Origin of the sequence: Bacteroides sp. 1_1_14, from assembly GCF_000162515.1 — a bacterium.
Classification (GTDB): Bacteria; Bacteroidota; Bacteroidia; order Bacteroidales; family Bacteroidaceae; genus Bacteroides; species Bacteroides thetaiotaomicron.
Genome location: NZ_GG774710.1, coordinates 22,152 through 36,726, shown reverse-complemented (window position 1 = coordinate 36,726; position 14,575 = coordinate 22,152). Strand labels below are relative to the sequence as shown.

The 14,575-nt window shown below is 39.4% G+C and carries 20 protein-coding genes; 7 read left to right on the top strand and 13 right to left on the bottom strand.

What is annotated here, in order from left to right; genetic code table 11:
• Positions 1 to 42: 42 nt before the first annotated feature.
• The 4 genes from HMPREF9007_RS27845 to HMPREF9007_RS05300 are packed head-to-tail and all read left to right on the top strand — an operon-like array spanning position 43 to position 2,719.
• Entirely contained in the window at positions 43 to 168 is a 126-nt protein-coding gene (locus HMPREF9007_RS27845; RefSeq protein WP_004303272.1) for a hypothetical protein, read from the top strand.
• Positions 165 to 1,319 carry a GNAT family N-acetyltransferase gene (locus tag HMPREF9007_RS05290; protein ID WP_004303273.1) on the top strand — a complete coding sequence of 385 codons (1,155 nt, stop codon included), beginning with the start codon at positions 165 to 167 and terminating at the stop codon, positions 1,317 to 1,319. Before HMPREF9007_RS27845 ends, HMPREF9007_RS05290 begins: the two co-directional genes overlap by 4 nt.
• Complete coding sequence (locus tag HMPREF9007_RS05295; RefSeq protein ID WP_004303274.1) at positions 1,294 to 1,782, top strand: formyltransferase family protein; 489 nt, start codon at positions 1,294 to 1,296, stop codon at positions 1,780 to 1,782. The genes HMPREF9007_RS05290 and HMPREF9007_RS05295 overlap by 26 nt, the downstream gene beginning before the upstream one ends.
• 25 nt (positions 1,783 to 1,807) lie before the next feature.
• Positions 1,808 to 2,719 (top strand): radical SAM protein, encoded by a 912-nt coding sequence (locus tag HMPREF9007_RS05300; protein WP_004303275.1) that lies wholly within the window; start codon positions 1,808 to 1,810, stop codon positions 2,717 to 2,719.
• Between the two features lie 244 nt (positions 2,720 to 2,963).
• On the opposite strand, the gene HMPREF9007_RS0125360 is transcribed toward HMPREF9007_RS05300, so the two are convergent.
• From HMPREF9007_RS0125360 to HMPREF9007_RS05360, 13 genes are all read right to left on the bottom strand, one after another.
• Complete coding sequence (locus HMPREF9007_RS0125360; RefSeq protein WP_277754697.1) at positions 2,964 to 3,143, bottom strand: hypothetical protein; 180 nt, start codon at positions 3,141 to 3,143, stop codon at positions 2,964 to 2,966.
• Positions 3,144 to 3,239: 96 nt separating this feature from the next.
• Positions 3,240 to 3,533 (bottom strand): hypothetical protein, encoded by a 294-nt coding sequence (locus tag HMPREF9007_RS05310; protein WP_004303278.1) that lies wholly within the window; start codon positions 3,531 to 3,533, stop codon positions 3,240 to 3,242.
• 17 nt (positions 3,534 to 3,550) lie between these two features.
• A complete protein-coding gene (locus HMPREF9007_RS0125355) occupies positions 3,551 to 3,895 on the bottom strand; it encodes a hypothetical protein (RefSeq protein ID WP_129593480.1) in 345 nt (114 codons plus the stop codon).
• 7 nt (positions 3,896 to 3,902) lie between these two features.
• Positions 3,903 to 4,106 (bottom strand): hypothetical protein, encoded by a 204-nt coding sequence (locus HMPREF9007_RS05315; protein ID WP_004303279.1) that lies wholly within the window; start codon positions 4,104 to 4,106, stop codon positions 3,903 to 3,905.
• Between the two features lie 7 nt (positions 4,107 to 4,113).
• Positions 4,114 to 4,377, bottom strand: coding sequence for a hypothetical protein (locus tag HMPREF9007_RS05320; protein WP_004303280.1), 264 nt, complete (start codon positions 4,375 to 4,377; stop codon positions 4,114 to 4,116).
• Positions 4,374 to 4,760: a hypothetical protein gene (locus HMPREF9007_RS05325; RefSeq protein ID WP_004303281.1), complete on the bottom strand. Its 387-nt coding sequence runs from the start codon at positions 4,758 to 4,760 to the stop codon at positions 4,374 to 4,376. The genes HMPREF9007_RS05320 and HMPREF9007_RS05325 overlap by 4 nt, the downstream gene beginning before the upstream one ends.
• Entirely contained in the window at positions 4,757 to 5,404 is a 648-nt protein-coding gene (locus HMPREF9007_RS05330) for a DUF3164 family protein (protein WP_004303282.1), read from the bottom strand. The genes HMPREF9007_RS05325 and HMPREF9007_RS05330 overlap by 4 nt, the downstream gene beginning before the upstream one ends.
• A gap of 23 nt (positions 5,405 to 5,427) precedes the next feature.
• On the bottom strand, positions 5,428 to 5,652 hold the full coding sequence (locus HMPREF9007_RS05335; RefSeq protein ID WP_004303283.1) for a hypothetical protein: 225 nt from the start codon (positions 5,650 to 5,652) through the stop codon (positions 5,428 to 5,430).
• Positions 5,639 to 6,073, bottom strand: coding sequence for a hypothetical protein (locus tag HMPREF9007_RS05340; protein ID WP_008763003.1), 435 nt, complete (start codon positions 6,071 to 6,073; stop codon positions 5,639 to 5,641). Before HMPREF9007_RS05340 ends, HMPREF9007_RS05335 begins: the two co-directional genes overlap by 14 nt.
• Entirely contained in the window at positions 6,039 to 6,716 is a 678-nt protein-coding gene (locus HMPREF9007_RS05345) for an ATP-binding protein (RefSeq protein ID WP_004303285.1), read from the bottom strand. Before HMPREF9007_RS05345 ends, HMPREF9007_RS05340 begins: the two co-directional genes overlap by 35 nt.
• Positions 6,713 to 7,627, bottom strand: a complete 915-nt coding sequence (locus HMPREF9007_RS05350; RefSeq protein WP_004303286.1) for an ATP-binding protein — start codon at positions 7,625 to 7,627, stop codon at positions 6,713 to 6,715. Before HMPREF9007_RS05350 ends, HMPREF9007_RS05345 begins: the two co-directional genes overlap by 4 nt.
• 28 nt (positions 7,628 to 7,655) lie before the next feature.
• On the bottom strand, positions 7,656 to 9,848 hold the full coding sequence (locus HMPREF9007_RS05355; RefSeq protein ID WP_004303287.1) for a hypothetical protein: 2,193 nt from the start codon (positions 9,846 to 9,848) through the stop codon (positions 7,656 to 7,658).
• Between the two features lie 332 nt (positions 9,849 to 10,180).
• Entirely contained in the window at positions 10,181 to 10,420 is a 240-nt protein-coding gene (locus HMPREF9007_RS05360) for a hypothetical protein (RefSeq protein ID WP_004303289.1), read from the bottom strand.
• A gap of 85 nt (positions 10,421 to 10,505) precedes the next feature.
• On the opposite strand from HMPREF9007_RS05360, the gene HMPREF9007_RS05365 reads away from it, so the two are divergent.
• The 3 genes from HMPREF9007_RS05365 (at position 10,506) to HMPREF9007_RS05375 (ending at position 13,332) form a co-directional block, all read left to right on the top strand.
• Positions 10,506 to 11,303, top strand: a complete 798-nt coding sequence (locus tag HMPREF9007_RS05365) for a S24 family peptidase (RefSeq protein WP_004303290.1) — start codon at positions 10,506 to 10,508, stop codon at positions 11,301 to 11,303.
• Positions 11,304 to 11,697: 394 nt separating this feature from the next.
• Positions 11,698 to 11,916 carry a hypothetical protein gene (locus HMPREF9007_RS05370; protein WP_004303292.1) on the top strand — a complete coding sequence of 73 codons (219 nt, stop codon included), beginning with the start codon at positions 11,698 to 11,700 and terminating at the stop codon, positions 11,914 to 11,916.
• 495 nt (positions 11,917 to 12,411) lie between these two features.
• Positions 12,412 to 13,332: an endo-beta-N-acetylglucosaminidase family protein gene (locus tag HMPREF9007_RS05375; protein WP_008763002.1), complete on the top strand. Its 921-nt coding sequence runs from the start codon at positions 12,412 to 12,414 to the stop codon at positions 13,330 to 13,332.
• The last annotated feature ends 1,243 nt before the right edge of the window (positions 13,333 to 14,575 follow it).

The window sequence follows — 14,575 nt, the reverse complement described above, 5'->3', positions numbered from 1 at the left end:
CAGCCCCGGAGTACTTTTGTCCCGAACTCAAAATTATTAGTTATGGGAAAATATACGTATAAACCGCAATATGGCGTTATCGTCATTTGCACAGATGAAAAGGAACAGCAGGCTATTTATGAACGCCTGAAAGCTGAAGGTTTAACTTTAAAGGTAGTAAGTGTATGAGAGTAGAAGTACGACACCATTGCAGCGATTTTGACAGCTATCGCGCTGCAAGGGTAAAGAGCCTTTTCAATGCGGAAAAAGGTTGTGATTGGGAAAAGGTAGCTGAATTGCCCATCGAGGACAAGGAATGGCAAATAGGTTTGATAGTCGGACCGTCAGGAAGTGGAAAAACCAGTATCGGAAGCAAAATCTTTAACGAGCCGATTTATGACCTTTACTCCGGTTGGGACAGCAATAAACCTATTATTGACTGCATCGCTCCGGACGGGGATTTTAATACAGTCACTGGAATGCTTTCGGCTGTAGGTTTGGGTGATGTTCCGGCATGGTTAAGACCTTTCAATGTACTGTCGAACGGTGAGAAATTCCGCGCTGGTTTAGCTCGCCTGGCTTGCGAACGTCCGGAGCGTGCAGTCGTTGATGAATTTACGTCCGTGATTGACCGTCAGATCGCGAAAGTGGGTGCAGCAGCATTCTCAAAAACTTGGAGACGTGGCAAAGGTAAGATTGTCCTTCTGTCCTGTCATTATGATATTATTGAATGGTTGCAGCCGGATTGGGTGTACGATACTGCGGAGGCACGGTTTTATAGCCGTGACTGTCTTCGGCAACGTCCAAAACTCGAACTTCAAATTTATAAAGTCAGGGGAACTGTATTCCCAAGACTGTTTAAACAGCATTATTATTTAGACTTGCCATTGCCCGTTGCTGCGGAATATTTCGTGGGTTTCATTGGGAACGAGCCTGTGTGTCATTTGGCGGTAGCCCCCCTTTTCACAGCTGGCGCATATCGCTCAACTCGCTTGGTGGTGATGCCCGAATGGCAAGGCATCGGGGTTGGTACTAAATTTTTAGCTGCAGTATGCGAATACCACCTGAAGGGGAATGGACGTTGCGGGAAAAAGCTACCTGTATTTTTCCACACTTCACACCCCCAGTTATGCGGAGCTTTACGGCACTCAAAGAAATGGGTACAAACAGGAGCCAGTCTTTATGGCTCGAATAAAGCGAGAAGCGCAAGTTCGATGGCAAAGTCCATGCAGAGAAAGGGAAAGTCTGATAAATGTTCTACCGGATACGGAGGTCATTTCAGGGCAGTACAGGCATTTAAATATATTGGGGAATATGATCATCAAGATATTAGGAAATAAGGACTCACAGGCTTACAAAATAGCGGAAGCCTGTGTACGCGAGAAAGGTCACCGTGTTTGGAACGAAAGCACCGGAGTGTATGATTTAGCCATTGCCCCGCTTCTGACGGAAAAGGTGTCGGTGGAAGTGTTGAAAGAATCGCTTTACGGGACATTGATATTTCACCCGTCACCACTGCCGTATGGACGTGGCGCGTCTTCAATCAAATGGGCTTATAAACGCCAAGAACCAATCACTGCCGCCACATGGTTTTGGGCAGATAACGGACTCGATACGGGTGATATATGTGAACAGGAAATAATCAAAATAGATTATTCAGCCCGCCCGCGTGATTTTTACGAGCGTGATATTCTGCCCGCTATGGAAAGGACACTGGTACGTTGCTTGGACAACATTCAAATGGGATATATACGAAAAATACCGCAGGTGGAAGGCTATTCAAGCTATGACAAGCGGTTATAAACATTCATCCAAAAAGAGTATGAGTATGTTAAAAGAGGAAATTACAAGCACAACTGCCAGATATACAGTAAATGCACCACAATGGGTGACTACATCCACGCAAGCACCAGAGTTTAAGTCCTTTTATAAGACCGTCTCCGGAAATGAAGGGAATAAATGTAATTATCCGACACGTTTAGACCTTTATGGCTGTGGATGCTTTCACGACTGTTCTTATTGCTATGCAAAGTCGCTTCTTAATTTCAGGGGATTGTGGCATCCTGATAACCCGTCCGTTTCCCGGACGGACAAGGTAGAGAGGAAAATCTGTAAATTAGAGCGGGGAACAGTTGTGCGTTTGGGTGGAATGACTGACTGTTTCCAACCTTGTGAGGCTGTTTACAGGGAAACCTATAAAGCAATTCAGAACCTGAACCGACAAGGGGTACATTACCTTATCGTGACAAAGTCCTCAATGGTGGCAGATGACAGATATATCCGGTTGATGGATAGAAAACTGGCACATATACAAATATCTGTGACTTCTACGGATGACACACTTTCACGTACATTTGAAAAGGCGTGTCTACCATCTGCACGGATTAAAGCTATTGAGAAGCTGCAGGAGCAAGGGTTTGATGTGTCTGTCAGGTTATCCCCATTTATCCCTCAATTTATTGATTTTAAGGTTCTGAATAGTATCAAATGTGATAAGATTCTGGTGGAGTTCTTGCGGGTAAACACATGGGTGAAGCAATGGTTTGATATTGACTATTCCGAATACACCCTGAAGCATGCCGGGTATAATCATTTGCAGCTGGAGCGAAAAATCGAATATCTAAATAAGATTTCAGGATTCAGGGAGATTTCAGTTTGTGAAGACGTGGATAGTCATTTTCAGTACTGGAAGGAGAATGTAAACTACAGCCCGAACGATTGCTGTAATTTGAGACTATAAAGTTTAGCCGCGCAAAGTTTTTTTTCTTGCGCGGCTTTTTTTTGAATAGATAATCATTTGTAGAATATATATTTTTCTTCACAATAAATACAATGATTTTCCTTGCAATACTTCTCAACTGCTTTGCGCGTTTTAAAGTCTTTTATTTTTCCATCTTTTGATTGAATATGTTCCACATTAAAGTCCTTGTCTATCTTTAGAGGAACAAACCTTGTTTGAGTATTAAATCGCTTCATTTTTTTAGTTATGATTTTATTTCTTTTTCCATTAATCTTAAAATCCTGTTGAACTCACTACGACTCATATTGGTAGGCGCAAAAGATGCTTTTACCTCTTCAAACGGACGGAGAGAATGTTTTAATGTTTCTTGAGCTTTCTCCCTTGCCTTTTGGGCACACATTTCAATATATTCTTCATCTGTCATATTGTAGTCAGTAACAGTATCTATCACCGTTGAAAATCGGCATAAAAGCCCATTTTTTGTCTTGTTATAAAGCTCATATCTAATTGGGTTTGAGGGTTATTCAGTAGCCTTTTTGATAGCATTACATAATACATCATAGGCAGGTTCTTCTACGCAGACATATTTTAGTGCTTCTTGGCACGCTTTGAATAATTCAGGAGCAGCCGCTATTAACTTGGCTCTCTCTCGTTGCTTTTTCGTTCCATTCTCATGTCCACCCAATGGAAAAGCTACAATAGCCAAAGGGAACTCAATAGATGTATCTTCTTTTATAAAGATTGCACCATCAGGAAAGTCGGGAGTAATTGTTTCAACCGTTTTCCATTTTATCAAAATTTCTTTTTTACTCATAATTGATTTTCTTTTGATTATAAGTATCGTATCTCTTTTAAAACCCACATGACTAAATTTTTCCTCTGTGGGCTGATATAAAAATGTTCTTTTCGGAATACAAATCGACAACCTGTATTAATACTGGGAATAATGTATATATCAGTATCTATTTCTGTTGGTGACGGAAGTCTTTTTATCGCTTCGTCAAAATCCTGTTGGTTCATTTTTTTATTAATATTATCAAAAGCCGATCTTTCCCGGCTGTTATCCCTTTGTTTTAAAACTCCACAATAAGCCAAAACCGATAAGGAGGTAAATATACCTATTACTGATATTAAATATAGAATCAGTAGATACTCTAAGGTGTTATCTTTTTTCACATCCAATTTAATCTTCTACTATTTTATCATCTGTTAGCAAACGTTTCATTGCCCGGTCTCTTTCCGCTTTTGAAGGATAATTGTCCCCATACCTTTTCCAGCTATCCGGATTTATATCGCTTTTAAAAGTGATATGCGGCTGGGGGTAATCATGGCGACGCAGGATTGTATATCCGGCTTTGCATAGTTTTCTTTGGTCTTTTGCATTCATCTTTTTTCTAATTAGAATTAAACTTGATTCTAGCATAACGATAGAATCGTATATAACCAAACAGGTAGGAAGGATGCTCCGTATTATCCGATATGGTGATTTGTACATTATAACCTTTTATCCGTAAAAAACGGGCGGCAATTTCCTCAATAGTGTATGTTTTTGCATATATATCCCAATCACTAACGGTCAATACCGTTTTCACATTCCCACTTTTCAGAATCCTTTTGAAATTTCTGATAGTGCGTATTATCTCCTTCTTTTTGTTCATACTTTAGTTTTATCCTCTTTTAAAATAGTTTTATAGGCTTCTTCCATCCGTTCAATCTCTTTCATGCATGCCAGCCATCCAGGAAAGCCCCCAATGTTTTTGTCATCGATATAGCAATGGGCATATATCTTTTTCCCGCCTTCCCCATATTTGGCAACATTTTCAGGATCATGGTCATTTACACGGTCAAATGGTATTTGGCGTTCCAACAGCCAGTTGATGGCATTCAATAACTGATCACCAGTACGGCACGTCCAAATAATGATTTTATGTCCTTCATCATGTAATTTCCGGAGCGATTCGCCAGCGTATGGTTGCTCCCCGTCAATAGCCGGGAATTTCCCCCGGCTAATGGTTCCGTCAAAGTCAACTGCTATAATCATAATCTACAGAATGAAGGTTCAATACGACGCCATACTCCGTTCTCGTCACGCTTATGGAAATAGTAATTAGTTGCAGTTTTATACACGACATTGCTTTCTTTGAACAACTGCATGATAGCCGCATATTCTTCATCAAAACGTGACTCCAATTCATATAATTTGCTGATAGACTTATAGTCCAAATCTCCCTGACGGTTACGTTCGAGAAGCGTCATCGCCATTTGATACATCGGATCATCGACTCCTTTTTCCGAATGGGCTATATAATTCTTCAGGTAGTCAATCAGCCTTTCGGCAGCGAGATCGGCACGTTCATCAAAACTTTTCACTTTATTGCTTTTTACCTCCAGTTTGAAATTCCCATCTACTACTGAAAAGGTGGCGGTCTCTTCACCCTGACGCATACGGAGCTGACCGTATTCCCGCATCACGTTACGGAAAGCTTTGCTTTCACCTACAATCCAATCATAAAAGCCCTGAACGTCATTCACTACTGGCATGAGTTTACTTTCCACATCGAACATGAATTGATGCCTCAATGCTTCGTAGGTTTCTTTCCGCTGGATGGACTCTGTTTTTTCTTCCTCTTTCAGTTTACGCAACAGTTCCGCCTTTTCTTCTTTTGACAATTTACTAATATCCATACTATTAACTTTTAAATGATTAATTACAATTTGATTTTATATACTTCTTTCAGTTCCCGTTCCTTGTTTTCCGCTTCAATATAAAGCGATGACCTTTGGTCTACCAACTTCGCAAATGTATTGCGATCCATATTTCCGGCATACAATTTCTCGTGTATGGCATCCAGTTCACCGGGAATCTTGTCAAGCCGATCCAGTAATTCATTAATCCGGTTAATCCGGTGTTGTTCCGCACTAATATCCGCCATCTTCTTTCTTTTTTAATATTGACTCCAGTTTCGGTATCAACAGGAGAAGTTCTTCCCCGTCCAGTTCGCGAAACTTCTTTCCAGCTATCCGGACATCAAGGAAAAACGCATTTACCGCTCCCCAGTCCGTTGTGTCGATTCCGATCCGCTGCACTCTCTTCAGGACAGCCGACCTGCGTCTCCTTATTTCCCGTTCGGTGATAGTCAAATCCCGGTTTTCTTTTTTCGCACCGTTCAAATAGCCGCAGAGATACATTGCTTCGCTGTATGTCAACTCTTTTGTGGTATTTGTCCGTCCGTCCGTTAGGTCTAGCAGGATAGCCCGCTTTTGTTCGTCATCAATGCCTTGTGCGCTGTATATGATATGCAGGCGTTTGATAAGGCTTTTACTGATAGGTTTCTTCGTCTTCTGTTCCATCATTATCGCTTTTAATATTTTCAATCCAATGTTTTTGATACCCTTCCGCCCATACTATGTAATATCCGCGTGAACCTCCTTTGCCACGTCCGATAAATGTTGCTTTGAAATGTTCCACGTAGATTCTTTTAAAGCTGTCACGTTTCACGTCATAGGCGGTTTTTCCTTCCACCTCGCGCCCGTCCACATGCGAGATAAAGACAAATATCTTTCGCGGATACTTCTTGCGTAGGCGGATTATTTCGGGGGCTTTCGCTCCCCCTTGCTGCTCGAAGTATTGTATGGAATCTATCATTATCACGTCCGGGCTACGTTGCTTTGACAAGTATTCGTCCAATTCTGTAATGGTGGCTTCATCCGAATAGATTATATTATTTGTTTTACTATGAATGCCGACACTAAGAACAGAATTCACAAAGTCGTCGCACGCACCCATTTCCAGTGTTAAATAAAGAACCCGAAGCCCCATTTCATCAAATTTGCGTGCCAGTTGTAGAGCGAAAGAACTTTTTCCTTGTCCCGACTTTCCGTAAATGATCCAGCAACCGGACTTTTCCGGACGACCGAATGCCAGATACCATTCACCGTCAAAATCAATATATTCATGTCGGATGTCTTCTAGGTTCTTTTGACTCCAAACTTTCATGCCAGTTCTCCACGCTCGATTTGTTGTTTGATTATACGGTCTTCGATCATGCCGGACAGTTCGCGCAAATCATCGGTAAACCAAACAAATTTTCCCGCTACAGGCTCTTTTTTCTCTTTGTTCAACTTGCCCCAAATGGTTTCCTGTTCCTCTGTATCATTGATCCCGTTTGCCGCGCAAATGGCTTTGACATCTTTCTTTGTAGCTCCTAGCAACGTGATATAGTTCCGGCAAAATCTACCGTCGATTTCGTCATATCCTTCTATACGACCAACATAACGCTTGATATTACGTTCCAGCGTCTCTGTCCCGGCTACGATAGCCCCCATACGGTGTAAAGTGTCATCATATAGAGGTATAAGCGTACAGAGAGCACTGTGCGCCAGTTTTCCGGCATCATCAAGTATTAACAAAGGGGATTTTCCAGCCATACGGTTAATGTGTGAAACAATTAAGTCCATCAAGTCATCGTTATCCATATAGCGCGTTACTGTTTCTCCCATACATGTAGCTAACTTGGTCAGGAATTTACGGGCTGTCCACTTCCTGCATTTCAGATATATGACTGAATTATCAGCACTCATGTTATAAAGGTCTATGAGGGATTGAGTTTTTCCACTGCCGGAGCGTGAAGATATGCACATCCATTTGTGATTCTTTTTTGCGGCAACGAACGCGGTGCGTACCTGCTGGTAACTGGTGACGCTTTCCACTACATTCCAGGCGTTTTCGTAATAATTAAGACCGGAAGCAATCTTTTCTGCGATGGAGTCTTCATTCGCTCCATACTTGCCGCTTCTGAATTGGGACATGGCGGTGTCCGATATTCCACACTTCCGCGCCAATTCCGTTGCAGATGATCCGCGATTGATTAACTTCTCTATGTACGTTTTTAATGCTTGATTATCCATGTTGTATATCTTTTAAATTGTTTTTAAATCATCTTGAAAAATTCATATCCAGTGGGTTGTAATCGTAATCTTCATCATCCGTTCCGGTGGAAGCCATTACTACACTTTGTCGGGTGATATGTTGAGTCACTTCCGTGAAATCCGCGTCCGTGGCATCATCCCTCATTTTCGACCGGACATCCTTATGCTGCCCTAAACTGTCAGTAATCAAGTATCGGTCAAGGACTGTTGCCGCAGCTATTTCAGGAATACGCTGACAAATGGTGGTGATTCGCCTGTCTACGTCTTTCACCTTCTCCTTTACCGTTTCCACCATTTCATTGTTGAACCTGTCGACACGTGTCCGGTATTCAAAATGTTCCGGTTTCTGATCAGCCAAAGCCATCGGAACTTTGATATCACGTTGCAGTACGTATTGCAATGTCCCAATCTCCTTGTCTACACGACCGGACTTCAGGCGTTTTGCGTTCGATACAAGCACCTGACTCATATCGTCCGGGTCAAAGCGTACTATCCAGTCTTCGTTGTAATGGTCGCGGAGGGAAAGGTCGAAGCTGTCGAAGCAGATTCGTTCACCCATGAACTCGATAAACAGCCCCGAACCCGTGATCTTATTCGTGCGTCCGGTGGTTTCCCCCATGAGCATCAGATATTCCTCAATCCCGAAAGGCATTTTACGGGCTTCTTCGGTGCGTTCCCATGCAGTGCGGTAAGCATCTATCTTCTTTGCCCGTTCCTGCGCTATAATAGCTTCTAATTGTGCAATAACGGTGGATTCATCCGGGATGAACTTGTGGTTCTGGTTTAATACTTCCAAATTAGGCTGGTTATCCTTGTCGGCAGTAATACCGAAGCCTGACCAGTTCGCCTGTTTTTGGCAGTATTCCACATTCAGGCGTTTGAAATAGGGTTCTACTATTTTGGACTTTGCATTTCCCAAAGCGGCTGGTGTATAATACTTGGTCATGGCTTCATAGAAGGGAACCATCACCTTCTTTTGATAATTGTCGCTTTGTAGCTGTAAAGGCTTATAGCGTTCTCCAAACAGCTCTTTGGTATGTTGTATTGCGTTTCGTAATGCTTCACGGATAAGCGCGGGTGACTCATGATCACCAATGGCGTATCCGACCGGATATTTTTCACAGGCATCAAGTACGACTACCATCGTTTTCCGGTTGGTATAAGTGGTGTACATATATCTCTTTTCCTCACCGTTTTTCTTTACCGTTTTGGGAGTCTTTTTCTGATAGAATAGTTCCGCATCCCATCCGTCCAGCGTCCAGTAAGTAAGTGCTTGTGTCGGGGCTTCACGGTGTATCTGTTTCATGCGTGTGTTTTTCAGAGCTTTGTCCCCCTTATTTCCCGCCATTGTTGTGAGAGCAAATTTTTGTCTCCAGTTCTCAACGGTGGTAGGACTGTCAATCGGTTTCCAATCCATCAGGGAAGCCACTTTGTTGTATTCTTCCATGATTTGAACATTATTCAGATTGTTATGCATGCTGATTAACTTATGCATCACCGCCTTCGCATCCTCGTTCATTACGACTGCCGCGTATTTGTTGCCATACGATTTATGAATGACACTGCGATAGCCTTCTTCTTCGCTGATCCGTCGTGCCGCTTCATATTGTTCGCATTTACGTTTCAAAGCCTTCCAGTTCTTTGGTAGGTTATGAGGAAAAATATCACGTCCGTTCGGGTCTTTCAGTGTCAGCAGGTCATTGCTCAATTTACAAAGTTTCTCCCAAACGTTAATCCGTGTACTTCCGCCACCTATTGAGTTGGCTTTACGACCATCGCGAAGGGATAGGATCGCGTTCATGATGCGCACATTAAGGGTATATTCGTCAATCTTTGCGGGGGGAAGTTTCTTGTCACCATCATAGCGATATTTCACACTGAAAAACTCGTAGGCGGCATTGCTGTAGACAATTGCATCTTCCAATATGGATTTCTGTGTTTTAGCAGCAATTTCCGCACGAGGATCACCCTTACGTACAATGTACTCCTTTTTAACGTCCTTTCTCATGGTTTCAAAATCTACTAGGGCAGGACATCCGGGAATACCACGACGGAGTACGATAAGTTGCCCGTTCCTCGCCATCGAATAGTATGTTCCTTCAGGAATGAACCCATCTTCACTCCCAACTTGCGTTTTGGGATTGAAGATGATTAATTCATTCGCAAACACGCAAATCCGATTATTAAATATCTCAGCCATTATATTAATATTATTATTTGTGCAAGTTCCGGCACTGCCCCGGAATTGTAGCTACTTCCCAATCTTTCTACTATTACCAATTGAAATACATGGCAAATTCAAATTAATAGTTGCTATCCTGAAGGAAGTTCTATTCTTGCGTTCTGTTATTGGTTATTCGATCTTAGTTCTCGTTCTATGACAATGATTACAGAAAGGATTGTTATCACAATAGCTGCCCACATATTTGATGGTTCAACCTCTATCTGGTCAACTAATGCGATAGCAGTGACTATGCCAACTCCTACCATCACGTTTTGAATAAATCTAATAGTTTTCATATCGCAGATAAATTATTGATTGATAATACTTGTGACATTTCCGCGAGAATCTAAAACCTTCACTTTGGATGATTCATTACCTTCGGTATATTTAATACCGCCATTTTCTTGTGCCATTTTGCGAATTGCTTCTGCATTCTTTCCGTTCCGTTTGAAACGGAGTATTTGACTAAGATTTGCGAGAGATATTCCAAATGTTTCTGCAATCATCTTTCGTTTTTCAGTGTCTCTTAATTCAATTATTTGTTTCATACCTTTTTATTTTTGAGTTATTATTCATACATTTGAGCGCTGTTAATCTGTAACACGCTGCAAATATAATAGAGATATTTCAATTATGAAAGAAAATACGAGAGATTTTTCAGTATTAAAGCAGAGGATTCTGCAATATTTAGATTTTAAAGGGATTACAAAGTATGAATGTTATAAAAACACAGGCATAACCAATGGTGTATTGAGTCAACCGAATGGAATGTCTGAAGATAACTTATTGAAATTTCTCTCATATTATAGCGATATCTCTACGGATTGGTTGCTTGCCGGATGTGGCTCAATGCTGCGTGATGACAATCAAACGAAAATTTCTAAAATCATTCCAATAGAGTCGGAATTTGAGTCAATCCCTATCGTTGATATATCTGTAGCTGCAGGTTATGGATGTGAAAATCCTGATTTTATAGAAGTTGTGGAAACTATTAGGCTTCCTTACAATATGCTACATAGGAATAGAAAATATTTCTGTGTTAAAGTACGGGGAGAAAGTATGTCTCCGACATTATTAGATTGTTCATATCTCATCTTAAGATTATTGGATCGAAGTGAATGGAATGAAATTAAAGACAATCATGTATATGTGGTAAGCGACAGAAGTGGACGTGCTTACGTGAAACGCATAAAAAACAGATTTCATGAACATGGTTTTATAGTTTGTACCTCTGATAATGTTGATAAAGCTAATTACCCAAACTTCAATTTGATGGAAGATGAGATTAATACTATACTATATGTGGAATGGTATTTAAGTGCAAAGATGCCTAATATTAACGCGACATATTATGATAAAGTAAACCATTTAGAAGACGATGTGGATGCTTTGAAAAGTCAAATGTCCCTACTTATGAAAAGGTTAACTTAATATCAAATATTATTTTTTTGTTATAAACACATGTATTTCAGTATGTTATTAAAATATTCACATCCCTAAAAGTTGTATTATAGGGTATAACTCAATGCATATACTAGTATTATAGGGTAAAACTCAACAATAAAAATACTTCTTTTTTAATGGGTGTTTAATGGGTGATATTCACATTTTGTTCTCATTTTCTAATGGGTGTTTAAAGGGTGATGGCATGGGTATAGGCTATTTTAACAATAAATTAAATCTTTTCCATAAGTCTGTATTTATCACGAAATAAACAAAAATACATCTTATTTTCTTTGTTTATTTCGTATATTTGCAATTAGAAAAACTTCTATATAGTAACTATATGGAAGTTTTAGTATTATAAATATCTAAAAGTAAGGTCATGACTAAAGAGACTAAGGTTATACATGTTCATCTTATTTTCAAAAAAACAAGCCGATTTTTTGGTTCTATATCAGCAATCTATTCTGAATTTACTGCTGAAGAGATAGGTATTACGGAAGAAACCCTACGTCACAAGGGGTTGTCTGATGGTGTTTCCTTCGCTACTAAAAAAGCGATCATACAACAAGGAGTACTTATTCGAAGTGCGCGAAAATAGCATTTTTAGCCGCTGTAATGTATTTCTATATCTAAATTAATTAAAGGCTATATACCCCGTCTAAATGGAGTGTATAGCCTTTATTTAAGCCTAAAATAGAAGTAGCATATAGCTTTTCCTTCACCTTTTCAATCTGTCTCTAATTATTTCCCCTATTTACATCACACTCCACCGGAATGAATATAGAAGCAACGGAAGCAAAATGGAAGGAACGGAACTTTTTGTTTTCTTCCCCAATATAGTGCGCGGCATTCGCCAATCACCGATGTACAGGCGGTTTCACGTACTTCACCCTACATCTCATTCATGCCACATTTTGTATTGAGCCCCGTATATGGACAAACTGAGAAAGGAGATGCAGAATATTTACGCATAAAAATCAGACTATGAAGGAGGAACTTCCACCAAACACGTATCCTATCAATGCCAAAGACATGTCTTCCGCATTGATTATAAGAAAAGAAAAATCATTAAATCAATTTTAAAATTTACATTATGAAAAACTTGTATAAAATTTTAGCGTCATCTATCGCTATATTTGCATTTTGCGCATGCTCACAAGAAGAAATGCCAGTAAACCAATCAGATAATAATCAATCTGAAGTAGTCACCCGTTCGGCCACAGGTATTAAAAACATCGTTTATATTGAAGTAAATGATATCAATCCTCTTAATGCAGGGTCATATATTATGGATGATGCTCCATTTTTCGATTATGTAATTCTGTTCGCTGCCAACATAAGAGGTGTAGGCTCAGACGCTACTTTATATAACAATCCAAATGTACAGTACATTTTGGACCACAAAGACACTCTGATTAAGCCTCTTCAAGACAAAGGTATCAAAGTTTTACTCGGTCTATTAGGTGACCATACAGGACTCGGATTCGCAAACATGAATTCAGCTCAGACTGAACAGTTTGCTACCGCCGTTGCCAATGCTGTTAGTCAATATGGATTAGATGGTGTAGACTTTGACGACGAATGGGCTGAATACGGAAGAAATGGTTATCCATCTGGAAGTACAGGCTCTTTCTCCAATTTGATTACTGCGCTCCACAACAAAATGCCAAACAAAACTATTACAGCTTTCAATTACGGCTATGCCTATGAGCTTACAAACGTAAATAGTTATATTAACTATGGTATTTATGCATACTTTAACTCTGCATCATGGAGTACAGGTTTTGGCATGCCGAATAGCAAATGGGCACCTTATACCATCAACCTTAACAGTGCCCCATCTGCTAGTAGTGCCCAAATTTATGCAACACAAGTTGCAAATAAAGGTTATGGTGCTATCGGTTACTATGACCTTAGAGCCAACAATATCGTAAGCGTATTGAATGGTGTTGCAAAAGGAGCTTTCAATTCTACTTGTACTTATGACGGTAATTCTTATCCAAAGAATTATTAACCAAAAGCTTTAAAGCATCACACTTGATGAAGTATTAAAATACACTTCTCCCTCTTTCAACAAAAGAGGGGGAAGTAGTTTAAAGTGAGAGAGTAATGTATTTCTTCACATGTTCCTTTTTAGTAAAGGAAACATGTGAAGAATTACTCATACAACATTTATTAGATAATATATCCTTCGGAAGCTACTCACTCTTCTAACGCTCATATAATTAACTGGAGGGAAAGTTACGTGCAAAAAAAGAAGAGAAGTAGCAACCGAGGATAATCAGATGAATGCTGTGACATTTTTGTATCTAATCTAATTATTATAAGGGGAAAAGCAAAAATGTCACAGCATTACTAATCAACACTTTAAGCCCACAAAACAGTTCTTTTTTCTACAAGTTTACAAAAATCATCTATATACTTTTCACTTTTTCATAGGAGAAAACTGCACTTTTTTTCATTCCCCCTATCCAATCATAAAGAAACAATAAAGTTACAGTGGAGTAATCAGACAGGCAGACTTGTGCAACAAGTCTGCTACAGTTATGCATCCCTGTAGCTACACAAGTGCAACAGAATAAAACATAAGCAACAAGCGGCTAATAGCTGGCAAGAATTCATTAATTCATATGGTAGAATGCTTTAAACCAACCTGATAAATATAAGAAAAGATATATAGCATTATACCAATTTATTAAGCATACTTCATAGAACCATACTGTAAATCTACGTATCAATCTCCCAAACCAGGAATAAAAACAAAGAATTCCATGACTGTTTTGATCTAATTATGATTTTATTAAACATAAATTAATAATAGACAGAACCTTCAATAAGCAAGCATTATCATTTTCTACGAACAATAAATATAACATTGTATTAAAAATATACAAGTTTTCAATACATTTTATCGCAAACATCATACAAAAGAGCAACAAGTCCCTATTTTTAATCAGATATTATATCAATTTTTTACAACTATGACGTATATTTACCTCATAAGAACAAGCAATATTATATTATAAAAAAATACGTATATATTATCCAAGAACCCAAAAATGAGAGAATCTAAATTGGTACTAAATGGAAGTTATTCCAAAAGTACCCAACACAAAGCGCGAGCACCTCCTGAGGAGCGCGCATTACTTACAATATATTTAACATTTATATTTAATAAAAAAATAATCAAATAATTATTGTTACTTGGAGGAAATTTGCCCTATTCCTTTCAAAAGGGTTCAAACATTAGAATTAAA